This window comes from Propylenella binzhouense (assembly GCF_009866965.1).
In the GTDB taxonomy this organism is placed as follows: domain Bacteria; phylum Pseudomonadota; class Alphaproteobacteria; order Rhizobiales; family Afifellaceae; genus Propylenella; species Propylenella binzhouense.
Window position 1 is genome coordinate 35,437 of sequence record NZ_SPKJ01000023.1, and the last position, 14,246, is coordinate 49,682.

Genomic DNA, 14,246 nt, shown 5'->3' on the forward strand with positions numbered 1-14,246 from the left:
GCGTCTTTCTTGATCTCCGGGTCTCCGGCGCAGCTCTCCCGAGAGGAAGAGGGCTGCGCCGGGCTTCGTGACGGGCTGGGGCGCCGAGAGAGAGGCTCTCGGCCGGCCCGTCACGGAGACTGACCATGGCTCAAGCTGCCAAGAAGATCGTCCTGAGCGCGTCCCGGGACATTCCCTTCAACAAGCTCATCCTCTCCCAGTCGAACGTCCGACGCGTGAAGGCCGGCGTCTCGATCGAGGAACTCGCCGAGGACATCGCCCGGCGGGGTCTGCTGCAAGGCCTCAGCGTCCGGCCCGTGCTCGACGGCGAGGGCCAGGAGACCGGCATGTTCGAGGTGCCGGCTGGCGGCCGGCGCTACCGCGCCCTCGAGCTCCTCGTGAAGCAGAAGGGCCTCGCCAAGACCGCGCCGGTCCCGTGCGTCGTGAAGACGGCGGATGACGGCATCTCGGCCGAGGAGGACTCGCTCGCCGAGAACGTCCGCCGCATCGACCTGCACCCGCTCGACCAGTTCCGCGCCTTCCAGTCCTTGCGCGAGCAAGGCCAGTCCGAGGAGGAGGTCGCCGCCCGCTTCTTCGTCACGCCCGCGGTGGTGAAGCAGCGCCTGCGGCTCGCCGCGGTGAGCCCGAAGCTCCTCGACCTCTACGCCGAGGACGGGATCACGCTCGACCTCCTGATGGCGTTCACCGTGACGAACGACCATGCGCGCCAGGAGCAGGTCTGGGAGGCGCTCGCCCGCCAGGCCTACAAGGAGCCCTACCAGGTCCGGCGCATGCTGACCGAAGGCGCCGTTCGCGCCTCCGATCGCCGCGCCCAGTTCGTGGGGGTCGCGGCCTACGAGGAAGCCGGCGGCGTGGTGCTACGCGACCTGTTCCAGGCCGACGATGGCGGCTGGCTGCAGGACCCGGCGCTCCTCGACCGGCTCGTGGTCGAGAAGCTGCAGGCGGAAGCGCAGGCGATCGCCGAGGAGGGCTGGAAATGGATCGAGGTCGCGACCGACTTCCCCTACGGCCACAGCTCGGGCCTTCGCCGGCTGCGGGCGACCGGTCCGGTCCTCACCGACGAGGAGCAGGCGACCTATGACGCGCTCCAGCAAGAGTACGGCGCGATCGAGGAGCAATGGGCGGATTCGCCAGACGACCTGCCGGACGAGGTCGACCAGCGGCTCGGCGAGATCGAGGCGGCGCTCGACGCCATCCACAACCGTCCGCCGAGCTTCGAGCCGGCCGAGGTGGCGCGCGCCGGCGCCTTCGTCAGTATCGACAGCGCGGGCAACCTGAAGGTCGAGCGCGGTTTCGTGCGGCCCGAGGACGAGGCGCCGGTCGAGCCGGTAATCCTGGCCGGCGGCACGGGCGATGAAGAGACCGCTACGGCGTCCGGCTCCGACGTCGGCACGGCGCCCGCCGTGCAGCGCGCCGTCATCACCATCGGCGGCGCGAGTGAGCCCGAGCCGGAGGAGGACGAGGGGCTGAAGCCGTTGCCGGAGCGGCTGATGCAGGAGCTGACCGCCCACCGCACGCTCGCGCTCAGGGACGCGGTGGCGAACGATCCGCACGTCGCGGTCACCGCACTCTTGCACAAGCTCGTCACCGACACCTTCGTCCGCACCTCGACCGCGGGCGGGTGCCTTGAGGCCTCGGTCCGGCACGTCTTCTTCCCCGCTCAGGCGGCGGACCTGAAGGACAGCCCGTCCGCCCGTTCGGTGGACGAGCGGCAGAAGGCGTGGGCGGCGGACATGCCGGTCGGCGACGACCAAGCGCTGTGGGACTGGCTGGATGCGCTCGACGAGGCGAGCCGGCTGGCGCTGCTCGCCCACTGCGTCAGCTACGGCGTCAACGCCCTGTTCGAGAAGGTCGACCGCTATGGCGGCGCGGGCCTCTCCCAACACGGGCTCGAGCGCCGCATGCGCCAAGCCGACCGGCTCGCCCGGGCGGTCAACCTCGACATGGCCGAGGCCGGCTGGACGCCGACGACCGAGAACTATCTCGGCCGCGTCACCAAGGGCCGGATCCTGGAGGCGGTGCGCGAGGCGAAGGGCGAGCAGGCGGCGCAGCTCATCGACCACCTCAAGAAGGGCGATATGGCGAAGGAGGCCGAACGGCTCCTCGCCGACACGGGCTGGGTGCCCGAGCCGCTGCGCACGCCGGGCGGTCCCGAGGAGTCCGTCGATGCCGGGCAGCCCGAGGCCGATGCCGCCGAGCTGCCGGCCTTCCTCGCCGATGACGAGGACGGGTCCGCTCCGGGCGAGGAGCCCGAGCCGGTCCACGCGATCGCCGCCGAGTGAGCGTCGGCTGCCGGGGTGCGCCCATCGCGCCCCGGCAGCTCCTTTTCCGAAGGAGACATTCCATGGATACCTGCCGTTACGGCGAGGTCTCGGTGCTGCATCTCGAGCCCGAGACCTACGCCAGGCTCCTCCACCTCGCCGAGACCGGCCCCGGCCGGCCGGGCGGCTCGCGCTACGATCCCGAGGATCCCTGGCACGGCCTGATCGTCGAACCGCACTCTTACGGCTGCTGGGTTCACACCGGCATCGTCGAGGACGGGGACACTGAAGGCCTGCCCGCTTCGCTTCTGGCCGTGTTGCGCGAAGCGCACGCGAGCGACGCCGCTTGGGTGCTCTTCGACGCCGATCTCGAGCCGATGCTCGACCTGCCCGTGTTCGAGCATCCGGACGGGCCGTCGAGACCGGGCCGCGGCGGAGCTCCTCCGCCCGAACCGCGACGGGTCGTCTTCTCCTACCTCGTCCCGGTCCATGTCGAGGTGGAGGACGACCAGGTGACCAGGGTCGTCGTGATCGACGAGACGCCGGTCACCGACCCGAAGGTCGTCGAGGGCGACCCGGCCTACCTCGATCAGGCGCTCGCCGCGTCCGACAACGGCCAGGACTGGCCGAGCTGGCGCTTCGGCTACTGACCACCAACCGTACCGACCAACCCCACGAGCCCGGCCGCGCCGGGCTTCGTCGTTTCTGGAGATCGATCATGAACGACACGACCCAGGCGGCTGCGTCCGCCCCGACCATCAACCCCGATTACTCCGCCTACCTCGCTCGGGAAGCCGAGCGCGACCGCCTCGCCGCCGAGCTGCTCCCGGCCAACAAGGCCTCGCTGTTCGGCGCGCTCGAAGCCGCCGGCATCGTCATCGTCGTCGTCACCTTCGACGGCTGCGGCGACTCCGGTCAGATCGAGTCCATCGAAGCGCGCGACACGCACAACAATGTCGTCGCTCTGCCCGAGGATCGGATCGAGGTCATCAAGGCGCCGTGGGAAGGCACCGAGCCGGAGCGGCAGACGCTCCCGGCGCGCGAGGCGATCGAGGAGATGGCCTATCGCTTCCTCGAACAGACGCACGGCGGCTGGGAGGACAATGAGGGCGCCTATGGCGAGTTCAGCTTCGACGTCGCCACCCGGACCATCACGCTCGAATACAACGAGCGCTTCATCGACACCAAATATTCCGAGCACGAGTTCTGAGGAGGGCGCGATGGGACATTGCTATCACCACGCGCTTTCCTCGGCGAAAAAGTGGGGCGGGACGGCCGAAGACTATCTCGCGCTCCACCAGTGGTTCGACGAGTCGAAGGCGATCACCGCCGATTTCCGCCACCGGGCCCTCCGCCACCATGCCGAAGGCATCTTCATGCTGGAGCGCTTCTTCGGCGCGACCATCACGGTCTCGACCGGCCGCGTCGTGCCGGTCCGGCTGATCGGCGAACAGCACGTCCGCGAGGATCTCGGCTTCATCCCGAGCTTCGCTGACTGGGTGCGCTGCATCCGGGCCGAGCCCTGGATGGGCCGCGCCCAGCCGATCCACCGCGACGTCGATCCGTTCGAGGCGACGACGAGCCCCGCCGCCGCCTGACCTTCCATCACCAGCAACCATTCGAAGAGCCCGGCCGTCGCGCCGGGCTCTTCGCATTTCAGGACATGAGAAAGGAACTACGCCATGGGCTGGCTCTACATGCAATCCCTCAGCGGTCACTCTGGCCCGCGCCAATATCTCGACGCTCAGTTCACCTACGAGCGTCCCGATCATCGCTCGACCGTGGTCAAATCGGCGCTCGTCGGCATGCGCGTCTACTATGCCGCCGTCGAGCACATCCGGACGGACAGCGGACAGCGCGAGGTCTTCGCAGCCGTCTGCCTCGTCCGCTACAACCCGCGCGACCGCGAGGGCTACATCTTTGGCTACAAGGATATGGACGAGGGCATGGGGCCTTGCGAGGCCGACTGCCCGGAGTCGATCCTCGACCTCCTGACGCCGACCGATCGTCTCTATGCCGTGAAGTGGCGCGCCCGCTGCCGCGAGAACGCGGCGGCGCGCCAGGCGCTCGCCGCCAAGCCGACGCCCCGGCCCGGGCAGACGATCGTCTTCGAGGAGCCAGTCGCCTTCGCCGACGGCCGCAGCTTCGACCGGCTCGAGGTCGTGAAGAACCGGCGCAGCCATCGCACCGTGCTGTTCCGGGACCCCGAACGTGGCGGGCTCTACCGCATCCCCAACGTCAAACGTCGGGAATACCGGCTCGTTGACGCGCCGCGCGCCTGAGCGCGGCCGTTCCGTCCACCTCCAGGCCCGGCGCGTCCCTGCGTCGGGCCTTTTCTCTTGGGGCGTCGGAGAGTGAGAGGCGGGCCGGGACGGGGTGAGCCGGGCGGGTCGAGAGAGCGCCCAAGTCCGGCCGATCCCGTCCCCGCTCTCCGAAAGCTCAAAACATGACCCCGATCTCGTCTGCGGCGGCGGCTCCGGCCGCGTCGCCGCTTCCGTTTGCGTCATCCCCCGCCGACCGTGCCGTCGCACTCTTCCGTGCCGGCGAGCAGCTCTTGCCCGTCCTTGCCCGCGGCGAAGCGGTCGACGCCCGCGCGCTGCGCACCACGATGGAGTCCGCCTTCGGCGGCTCCGACGCGGAAGGGCTGTGGGGCTGGAAGGACGCCTATGAGGCGTGCGAGGTCGCGCAGCTCCTGTTTCTCCGCAAGTTCGGCCCGGCCATGCGCGCGAGACCTGTGGCCGCGCAGCTCGCCATGCTGGCCAAGGTCGCGGCGCTGTTGCCGTCGCAGACGCGCCGTTCGGAGGAGAGCCAAGCGCTCCAGCAGTTCTCGACTCCGATCGCGCTCGGCTTCGTGGCGGGCGTTGCCGCCGGGGTCACGCCCACCGATCTCGTGCTGGAGCCCTCGGCCGGCACGGGCCTCCTCGCCGTCTTCGCCGAGCTCGCCGGCGCGTCGCTCGTCCTCAACGAGCTCGCCGAGACCCGCGCAGGGTTGCTCGACCGGCTCTTTCCGGACGCGCCCGTCACCCGGCACGACGCGGCCCACATCAACGACCATCTCGACGCCGCGATCCAGCCCACCGTCGTGCTGATGAACCCGCCCTTCTCGGCGGGCGCGCACGTCGAGGGTCGCACCGCCGACGCCGCGTATCGGCATCTCGCTTCCGCGCTCGCGCGCCTCGCCGAGGGCGGTCGCCTCGTCGCGATCACCGGGGCAAACCTCTCGCCCGAGAACCCGTCCTGGCGCGACGCCTTCGTGCGGCTGCAGGAGCGCGGGACGATCCGGTTCACGGCGGCGATCGACGGGCGGGTCTATGCGCGTCACGGCACTTGCGTTCAGACGCGGCTCACCGTCATCGACAGCGTGCCGGCCGCCGATCCATCCTCCTTCCCGGCTTCGCCCGGCATCGCGGCGGACGCCGCCACCTTGCTCGCCCGGGTCACTGAGCAGGTTCCGCCCCGCGCCGCCGTCACGACGAGCCGGACAGGCGCACCCCCGGCTCTCCGCAAAGCCGCTTCTCCGGCTTTGCGCCCGCGGGCGCATGTCGCGCGTCCGCTCGCGCCAATCGCGGCCGATGCCGTCGAACTCGCTTACGAGACCTGCGACTGGGCGCCGGCCGAGGGGCGGCCGATCAGCGAGGCGCTCTACGAGCCCTATGCGCTCCAGTCGATCCGCATCCCGGGCGCGCAACCGCATCCGACGCCGCTGGTCCAATCGGCCGCAATGGCCTCCGCCGCGCCGCCCAAGCCCAGTTACCGACCGCACCTGCCGGCCTGGCTTGTCGCCGAAGGGCTGCTCTCGGAGGCGCAGCTCGAGACCGCCATCTACGCCGGCGAGGCCCATTCCGGTCATCTCGCCGGGTCGTGGACGGTCGACGAGACCTTCGATCAGGTCTCGGCCGCCCCGGACGATGCCGAGGCCGCGGTCCGCTTCCGGCGCGGGTTCATGCTCGGCGACGGCACCGGCGCGGGCAAGGGCCGCCAGGTCGCCGGCGTCATCCTCGATAACTGGCTGAAGGGCCGCCGCCGCGCGCTCTGGGTCTCGAAGAGCGACACCCTGATCGAGGACGCTCAGCGCGACTGGTCGGCGCTCGGCCAGGAGCGGTTGCTCATCACGCCGCTGTCGCGCTTCCGCCAGGGCACGCCCATCCGGCTGGAGCAAGGCGTCCTTTTCACCACCTACGCCACGCTACGGTCCGACGCGCGCGAAGAGAAGGTTTCGCGCGTCCGCCAGATCGTCGACTGGTTGGGTTCCGACTTCGACGGAGTGATCGTCTTCGACGAGAGCCACGCCATGCAGAACGCCGCCGGCGGCAAGGGCGAGCGCGGCGACCAGGCGCCCTCGCAGCAGGGCAAGGCCGGTCTGCGGCTCCAGCACGCGCTGCCGAACGCGCGCGTGCTCTATGTCTCGGCGACGGGCGCGACCACGGTCCACAACCTCGCCTATGCCCAGCGTCTCGGGCTCTGGGGCGGCGAGGACTTCCCGTTCGCCACGCGCGCCGAATTCGTGCAGGCGATCGAGGCCGGCGGCGTCGCCGCGATGGAAGTGCTCGCGCGAGACCTCAAGAGCCTCGGCCTCTACACAGCCCGCTCGCTCTCCTACGAGGGCGTCGAATACGAGCTCGTCGAGCACGAACTCACCCCCGAGCAGGTCCGCATCTACGACGCCTATGCCGGCGCCTTCGAGGTCATCCATAACAACCTCTCCGCCGCGATGGAGGCGGCGAACATCACCGGCGCGGAAGGCACGCTGAACCGGCAGGCGAAGTCGGCGGCGCGCTCGGCGTTCGAGAGCGCCAAGCAGCGGTTCTTCAATCACCTCATCACCGCGATCAAGACGCCGACGCTGATCCGCTCGGTCGAGCGCGATCTTGCTGAGGGCCACGCCTGCGTCGTCCAGATCGTCTCGACCGGCGAGGCGCTGATGGAGCGCAGGCTCGCCGAGATCCCGACCGAGGAATGGGGCGACGTCTCGATCGACATCACCCCGCGCGAGTATGTGCTCGACTATCTCGCGCACTCCTTCCCGACCCAGCTCTTCGAGGCGTTCACGGACGGCGAGGGCAATCTCTCCTCCCGGCCGGTCTATCGCGACGGCCAGCCCGTCCAGTGCCGCGAGGCGGTTGAACGGCGTGATCGCATGATCGAACGGCTCGCCTCGCTGCCGCCGGTCCAGGGCGCGCTCGACCAGATCGTCCAGCGCTTCGGGACCGAACAGGTCGCCGAGGTCACCGGCCGCTCCCGCCGCATCGTGCCCAAGGTCGGCAGCGACGGCGAGATGCTGCTTGCCGTGGAGAGCCGGGCGGGCTCGGCCAACCTCGCCGAGACCTCGGCCTTCCAGGATGACGACAAGCGCATCCTTATCTTCTCCGACGCCGGCGGCACGGGGCGCAGCTATCACGCCGACCTCGGGGCGAAGAACCGCCGCCTGCGCGTCCACTACCTGCTTGAGGCCGGCTGGAAGGCCGACGCCGCGATCCAGGGGCTCGGGCGCACCAACCGCACCAACCAGGCGCAGCCGCCGCTGTTCCGGCCGATCGCCACTGACGTGAAGGCCGAGAAGCGCTTCCTCTCTACCATCGCGCGCAGGCTCGACACCTTGGGCGCGATCACGCGCGGCCAGCGCCAGACCGGCGGCCAGGGCCTGTTCCGTGCCGACGACAATCTTGAGAGCGTCTACGCCCGCGCCGCGCTGCGCCAGCTCTACATGCTGCTCTACGCCGGCAAGGTCGAGGGCTGCTCGCTCGGACGCTTTGAGGACGCGACCGGCCTCTCGCTCACCGACCGGGACGGCTCGCTGAAGGAGGAGCTGCCGCCGATCACGCAGTTCCTCAATCGCCTGCTCGCGCTCACCATCGACCTGCAGAACACCCTCTTCGAGGTGTTCGAGGGCTTGCTCCGCGCCAAGATCGAGGGCGCGATCGCGTCTGGCACCTACGACCGCGGCGTCGAGACGATCACGGCCGAGAGCCTGACCGTCGCCGAGCGGCGGACGATCTACACGCATCCCGGCACCGGGGCCGAGACGCAGGTGTTCACGGTCGCACGCCGCGATCGAAACGACCCGCTGACGCTCGCCCAGGCGCTGGACCGCGCCCGCGAACGCGGTTGCCGGATGCTCGTCAATGCCAAGTCGCACCGGGCCGCCGTGCAGGTCCCGGCGCCGAGCCTCGTGCTCGACGACGGCGAGGTCGAGCGTCGCATCCGGCTCATCCGCCCGATGGAGCGCGTGTCGCTCGCCGCGGCCACGCTGCCGGCGACCTCTTGGGAGGAGGCGGAGGAGAACGTCTTTGCCGCCGCATGGCAAGCGGAGCTGGCCGAACTGCCCGCGTTCGCCGAGAGCACGATGTATGTCGTGACCGGCTTGCTGCTGCCGATCTGGCGCCGGCTGCCCGACGAGGGGTGCCGCGTTTACCGCCTCCAGACCGATGACGGCGAGCGGGTGATCGGGCGGCAGGCGTCGCCGGCCTGGGTGGCACAGGCGGTTGGCTCCGATGCGCCCACGATGGCCGCAGGCGATGCCTGGACTGCCGTGCTCGCCGACGGCGCGACGCTCCATCTCGCCGACGGGCTGACCGTCCGACGCGCCACCGTGATGAACGCCTCACGCGTCGAGCTTGCCGGCTTCAGCGACGGCATGGTTGACCGGCTGAAGGCGATGGGGCTCGTCTCCGAGATCATCGCCTGGAAGCTGCGGCTGTTCATCCCAACCGGCGCACAGGGGCCGAGAATCCTCGGGCTCCTGCTCGGCCGGCACCCGCTCGCGCGGGTCGCCGCGCGGGCGGCGGCGTGAGGAGGGGCCGATGCTGAGCCCCGCTGCCGACCTGGCGCACCGTCTCGCGCGCCACGCCGAGGCGGTGTGCCGCCACTATCTCTCCAACGGCCGCAAGGACGGCCGCTACTGGCTCGTCGGCGACGTGTTCAACACGCCGGGCCGCAGCCTGTTCGTGCGCCTGACCGGGCCGACCTCAGGCAAGGGCGCGGCGGGGAAGTGGACCGACGCCGCCACTGGCGAGCATGGCGACCTCCTCGACCTGATCGCGCTGAATCAGGACCTCGACTCGCTCAAGGACACCCTGGACGAGGCCCGCCGGTTCCTCTCGCTTCCGCGCCCGGTCCGCGAGGCGGAGCTGATAGCGCCTGCGCCGCAGGGATCGCCCGAGGCCGCACGCCGCCTGTGGGCGATCTCGCAGTCCATCGCCGGCACGCTCGCCGAGACGTATCTGCGCAGTCGCGGCATTATGGATCTGCGGAATGTCGGATCGCTCCGTTTCCACCCGCGCTGCTACTACCGCGCCGACGAGGACTCACCGACCGAGACCTGGCCGGCGCTGATCGCCTCCGTCCGTGACCTCGACGGCACGCTCACCGGCGTCCACCGCACCTGGCTCGACCCGACCACGCGCGGCAAGGCTCCGGTCGCCACGCAGCGCAAGGCAATGGGTGACCTCCTCGGGCACGCCGTCCGCTTCGGCACGGCTCTCGACATCATGGCGGCCGGCGAGGGGATCGAGACGATGCTGTCGCTGCGACAGGTTATGCCCGATCTGCCAATGGCCGCGGCGCTCTCGGCCAATCACCTCGCCGCACTGCTGCTGCCCTCGACGCTGCGCCGTCTCTACATCGCTTGCGACGACGATCCGGCCGGTCACCGGGCGACGGTGCAATTGACCGAACGGGCGGAGGCGGCCGGGATCCAGGCGCTGACGCTGGCGCCGGCCTTGGCCGACTTCAACGAGGACCTGCGCACCCTGGGCGCCGGGGCGCTCGCCGCGGCGCTCCGGGTGCAGCTCGCCCCGGAGGACGTGGACCGCTTCCTTGCCGCCTTCATAGCAGGCAAGGACCGGGAACGGGTGGCAGGCTCGTCGTTATCGGTCCCGGGCAATTCGGTCGCGGCCGGACCTGAGCGCCGGGAGAGAGCCCCGCCCACGGCCTTCTGAGAGGGCGATCGGACCGGAAGCGGCCCGGGCCGGCAACGGCTGCGGCCAAGTTTCTTCCCCGGCGCCGTGCCGGCGCCTCCTCGCGCGACAACAAACTTGGCCTTCGCCGCCCTCCGCTGCGCTGCGGCCGCTCGGACGTCGCCCGGCGGTGCAGTCCCGGTCCGCCCCCGGTCTTCGTCGCCTGCGAAGGCCGCGATGGGCGCGGCCACCCGCCGAGAGGACCCGACCATGACGACCGACCACCTTCCCGACGACGAGCCCGCGCACGCCGACTCCCCGACCTCCTCGCTCCTGGCCGAACTCCAGCTCTACGGCCACCGTCCCTTCCAGGACGAGCCCGATCCCCGGCCGCTCCCCGAGGAGCCCGTCGTTCGCGGCGCGCTGGCTGACATCTTCGACGCCCTGGTCTCGACCTTCCAGGACACGCGCCTCGAACCCGACCTCGACGACCTCCTCTGGTCCACGGTCAACCTCTTCCACCGGGCGACCGACCGCATCGAGCGCGAACTCGACGACAACGAGCAGGCCCAGAAGCGCTCACAGCGCGAGCAGGATGGCTCGGAGGTGAAGTCCGTCGAGCTGGAACGGCTCCTGGCCGAGGGCCTGACCCTCATCGAACGGCGCAACGCCTTCGAGCTCATGCGCGACCAGGCCGCCGACCTGTTCGAGACCCACACCGGGTCGATGTGGCGCCCGCACACCGGCTCGATGGTCAACCGCCGCACCATGACCGCCGCGATGATCGACAGCCGCGACTTCCTCGCCGCCCGCCGCCGGGCCGAGACCGAGGTGATGCTACCCAGTGGACCCAAGGTCGCCTTCACCGGTGGGCTCGACTTCAACGACCACCGGGCGATCTGGACCGCGCTCGACAAGGTCCACGCCAAGCACCCCGGCATGGTCCTCCTCCACGGCGGCAGCCCCAAGGGCGCCGAGCGCATCGCCGCCTGCTGGGCCGACAACCGCAAGGTCACGCAGGTCGCTTTCAAGCCTGATTGGACACGCCACGCCAAGGCGGCGCCGTTCAAGCGCAACGACCAGCTCCTTGAGGTCATGCCGATCGGCGTCGTTGTCTTCCCGGGCTCGGGCATCGCCGACAACCTCGCCGACAAGGCACAAAAGCTCGGCATCCCGCTTTTCGACTTCCGCAAGGGAGGCGGCGCGTGAGCGCCGCCTACCGCTCTCGCTGCACTCGGAAACTACCGGCCGGAAGCGGACGAAGCAGCTCCTCCTCAGGCCTGGTTGGGTCGAGCCAGTCCATTCGATCCTCCCGCCGCATCACCACCATCTGCCGCCCGCTGTAGGGCGCGACGTCCGGATTGGCCGCGATCGTGAGGACCGCGTAGGACTCCGGCCAATCCTCCGACGCCGGCCGCCAGATGCCCGCAAAATAGAAGGAGTCGCCATCCGCCAGGCTGAACTTCCATCGGGTGCGCTGCGCCCCGGAGCCCGTGGAGAAGAAGAACTCCGAGGCGGGCACAAGGCAGCGATGGCTCGGGAAATGCCGTCCCTCCGAGCGGATGTTGATCGCCGGACGATCCTCCGGGCACCTCGGCTTCAGGCCCCAACGGAGCTCGACGAGCTCGATGTCGTCGCCCGTCCGCCGAATGACCGACGCAGGCTCGCCGGCCTTGTTTCGTGTCCAGTCCCCCCAGAAGCTAAGCTGCTGACGCATCGAACCCAGTATATACGCAACCCAGCACCGAGTATTGGGCCTCTCATGTGCAATGACTACCGCAGCCGCGTCGACCTGGACACGATCCGGCAGGACTTCAGCGACATCAAAGTCCGGATCCGTTTCCCGGAAGGCATCCCGAACCTGGAGCCGCGGGACGACATCAAGATCACCGACATCGGAGCGATCGTCAGGGCCACGCCCGACGAGCCCGGGACGGCCGACCTCCTCCAGCGCCGCTGGAGCTGGCCTGGTCCGAACAAACAACCGGTCTACAACTTCAGGTCCGACGGTCGGCACTTCACGAACGGCCGCTGCCTCATCGTCGCCGACGGCTTCTATGAGTTCACGAAACACACGAACCCGAAGAGCAAGACCAAGCACAAGTGGCTCTTCACCAAGGCCGACGAGCCCTGGTTCTGCATCGCCGGCATCTGGCGCTCCACGGACGTCGGCGAGGCCTTCACCATGCTGACGACGGAGCCCGGTCCCGACGTCGCGCCTTACCACGACCGGCAGATCGTCGTCCTGCACCGGGCGGATTGGACGCGCTGGCTCGACCCCGACGACTCGGCCAAGGATCTCTTGAGGCCCCTGCCAGCCGGAAGCCTGCGCGTGGAGCAGGTTGCTTGAGCGTCGTCACTCCTCGGAGGGCGGCCACCCCGCTCTTAGAGGCGCAATCCTTGGTCCGGCGCCTGGCCTGACGCCATCAACCCGTGAAGGGTCCGCTTACGCTGTCGCGTGCGGCCGCTGCGGCTGTGCCTTCGCGGTGATCGCGGCCAGCCTCCGGACGCATCGGGCGCCTGTCGAGCGGGGATGGTCCCCGCTCCGAAGACAGGAGCCGACCGATGTCCGACAACCTCAGCCTCGCCCAGCAGCTCGCCTGGGACCTCGCCAGCACGCTCATGGCCTGCATCACCGTGTTCAAGGCCGGCAACGGCCTCTTCAGCGTCTGCCCGTCGGCCGAGTTCGATGGCGACCCCGACACCATCGTGGCCGAATATGACCCGTTCGCCGCCTGAACGGGTCATCCGCCGGTCGGCCCGGACCTCCTAAACCGGATTCCGGGCCGGCCGCTCACCTGCTATTGCTGCCGACGCGCCGTGGAGGAGGTGGGAAGCGCGTCCGATGATCCATTCGTCATGGAGGACGCCATGTTTCTCGCCGTCGCGCTGACCATCCTCGGCCTTGGCTTCATCTGCTGGCTCCTGTTCACCCTTGCGGTCTACGCGCTGCCCTTCTTCGCGGCCGTGACCGCCGGCCTGTGGGCCTACGGCACCGGCGCGGGCGTCCTCGGCGCCTTGGCGGTCGGCCTCACCGCGGGAGTCGCCACGCTCGTCGGCGGCCAAATCCTGTTCAGCACCATTCGCTCGACCCTCATAAGTGTGGCGCTCGCGCTCGCCTTCGCCGCCCCGGCCGCGATCGCGGGTTACCACGCCATTCTCGGCATCTCCGCCATCGGCATCCCGTCCGAAACCTGGCGTCAGGTGTTCGCCGTCGTGGGCGCCGCCGTCGTCGGCTTCACCGCAGCCGCGCGCCTGACCCTGTTCACGGACCAGTACGGAGGCTCATCGCCGTCCGCTAGGGAAGCTCGGCCAGAGCCGGCGCCGGAGCCGCTGCGGCTTACGGCCCCGAGCGCCGAATTCACCCTGTCGCGGCTCGACCGCTGATCTTTCGCTCCCGCTATCCACAACCCGACCCGCCCTGCGGCGGATTGACTCTGCGGCGATCTGAAGAACATAACAGGAACATGGATCGGCTCGCAGCCGTTGGAGGACCATGGCGCATCCGCGGCACACCCGCGTTCTGGATGACTTGCGCGCGCAGATCGCGCGCGTCGAGCGTTCGGGCCGCACCCGCCGCGCCGTCCTGCCGTTCGGGGTGCCTGCCATCGACGAGCGCTTGCCGGACGGCGGTCTGGCGCTCGGCGCTTTCCACGAGGTCGGGCCGTCCGGCCCTGAGCTGACGCACGCCGCCGGCGCGGGCCTGTTCGTCGGCGGCATCCTGGCGCGCCTCAAGGGGCCGGTGCTGTGGTGCCTCAGCCGCCGCGACCTGTTCGCGCCGGCGCTGTCGGCGGTCGGCCTGAAGCCCGAGCGCCTCCTGTTCGCCGAGACTCACGGCGGTGACTCGAGCGTGCTCCTCGTCATGGAGGAAGGCCTGCGCCACCGCGGCCTGGCCGGCGTCGTCGGCGAGGTCCGCAAGCTGTCCTTGACCGAGGCGCGCCGCCTGCAACTCGCCGCCGAGGCTTCCGGCGTCATCGCCCTCGCGATCCGGCGCTGGACCGGGGCGACCGTCGCCGACCCGACCGCCGCGGCGATCCGCTGGCGGCTGACGGCGCTGCCCTCGACGCCGCTGCCGGTCGCCGGGGTCGGC

Annotated in this window: 13 protein-coding genes; 12 read left to right on the top strand and 1 reads right to left on the bottom strand. The window is 70.0% G+C overall.

Annotated features, from left to right (window positions below; translation table 11 throughout):
- Window positions 1-125 precede the first annotated feature (125 nt).
- The 8 genes from E4O86_RS09200 to E4O86_RS09235 all read left to right on the top strand — a co-directional run bounded on the left by E4O86_RS09200 (window position 126) and on the right by E4O86_RS09235 (window position 11,365).
- On the top strand, window positions 126-2,282 hold the full coding sequence (locus E4O86_RS09200) for a ParB/RepB/Spo0J family partition protein (protein WP_161140236.1): 2,157 nt from the start codon (window positions 126-128) through the stop codon (window positions 2,280-2,282).
- A 62-nt stretch (window positions 2,283-2,344) separates the two neighbouring features.
- Complete coding sequence (locus E4O86_RS23535) at window positions 2,345-2,911, top strand: DUF5983 family protein (RefSeq protein ID WP_246206313.1); 567 nt, start codon at window positions 2,345-2,347, stop codon at window positions 2,909-2,911.
- A gap of 68 nt (window positions 2,912-2,979) precedes the next feature.
- Window positions 2,980-3,471: a DUF6878 family protein gene (locus E4O86_RS09210; protein ID WP_161140237.1), complete on the top strand. Its 492-nt coding sequence runs from the start codon at window positions 2,980-2,982 to the stop codon at window positions 3,469-3,471.
- A 10-nt stretch (window positions 3,472-3,481) separates the two neighbouring features.
- Complete coding sequence (locus E4O86_RS09215) at window positions 3,482-3,859, top strand: DUF6915 family protein (RefSeq protein ID WP_161140238.1); 378 nt, start codon at window positions 3,482-3,484, stop codon at window positions 3,857-3,859.
- 84 nt (window positions 3,860-3,943) lie between these two features.
- Entirely contained in the window at window positions 3,944-4,543 is a 600-nt protein-coding gene (locus E4O86_RS09220; RefSeq protein WP_161140239.1) for a DUF6927 domain-containing protein, read from the top strand.
- 164 nt (window positions 4,544-4,707) lie between these two features.
- Entirely contained in the window at window positions 4,708-9,051 is a 4,344-nt protein-coding gene (locus tag E4O86_RS09225) for a strawberry notch-like NTP hydrolase domain-containing protein (protein WP_161140240.1), read from the top strand.
- Between the two features lie 10 nt (window positions 9,052-9,061).
- Window positions 9,062-10,198, top strand: coding sequence for a DUF7146 domain-containing protein (locus E4O86_RS09230; protein WP_161140241.1), 1,137 nt, complete (start codon window positions 9,062-9,064; stop codon window positions 10,196-10,198).
- 228 nt (window positions 10,199-10,426) lie between these two features.
- Window positions 10,427-11,365: a DUF2493 domain-containing protein gene (locus E4O86_RS09235; protein ID WP_161140242.1), complete on the top strand. Its 939-nt coding sequence runs from the start codon at window positions 10,427-10,429 to the stop codon at window positions 11,363-11,365.
- 7 nt (window positions 11,366-11,372) lie between these two features.
- Here E4O86_RS09235 and E4O86_RS09240 read toward each other — a convergent pair whose 3' ends face one another.
- Window positions 11,373-11,873, bottom strand: coding sequence for an SOS response-associated peptidase family protein (locus E4O86_RS09240; RefSeq protein WP_161140243.1), 501 nt, complete (start codon window positions 11,871-11,873; stop codon window positions 11,373-11,375).
- A gap of 45 nt (window positions 11,874-11,918) precedes the next feature.
- On the opposite strand from E4O86_RS09240, the gene E4O86_RS09245 reads away from it, so the two are divergent.
- From E4O86_RS09245 to E4O86_RS09255, 4 genes are all read left to right on the top strand, one after another.
- Window positions 11,919-12,506 (top strand): SOS response-associated peptidase, encoded by a 588-nt coding sequence (locus tag E4O86_RS09245; RefSeq protein ID WP_161140244.1) that lies wholly within the window; start codon window positions 11,919-11,921, stop codon window positions 12,504-12,506.
- Between the two features lie 215 nt (window positions 12,507-12,721).
- Window positions 12,722-12,895 carry a hypothetical protein gene (locus tag E4O86_RS23180; protein ID WP_205520799.1) on the top strand — a complete coding sequence of 58 codons (174 nt, stop codon included), beginning with the start codon at window positions 12,722-12,724 and terminating at the stop codon, window positions 12,893-12,895.
- 132 nt (window positions 12,896-13,027) lie between these two features.
- A complete protein-coding gene (locus tag E4O86_RS09250; protein ID WP_246206314.1) occupies window positions 13,028-13,543 on the top strand; it encodes a hypothetical protein in 516 nt (171 codons plus the stop codon).
- 109 nt (window positions 13,544-13,652) lie between these two features.
- Window positions 13,653-14,246, top strand: a 594-nt coding sequence (locus E4O86_RS09255; RefSeq protein ID WP_161140246.1) for an ImuA family protein, incomplete at its 3' end; no start/stop codon positions are given.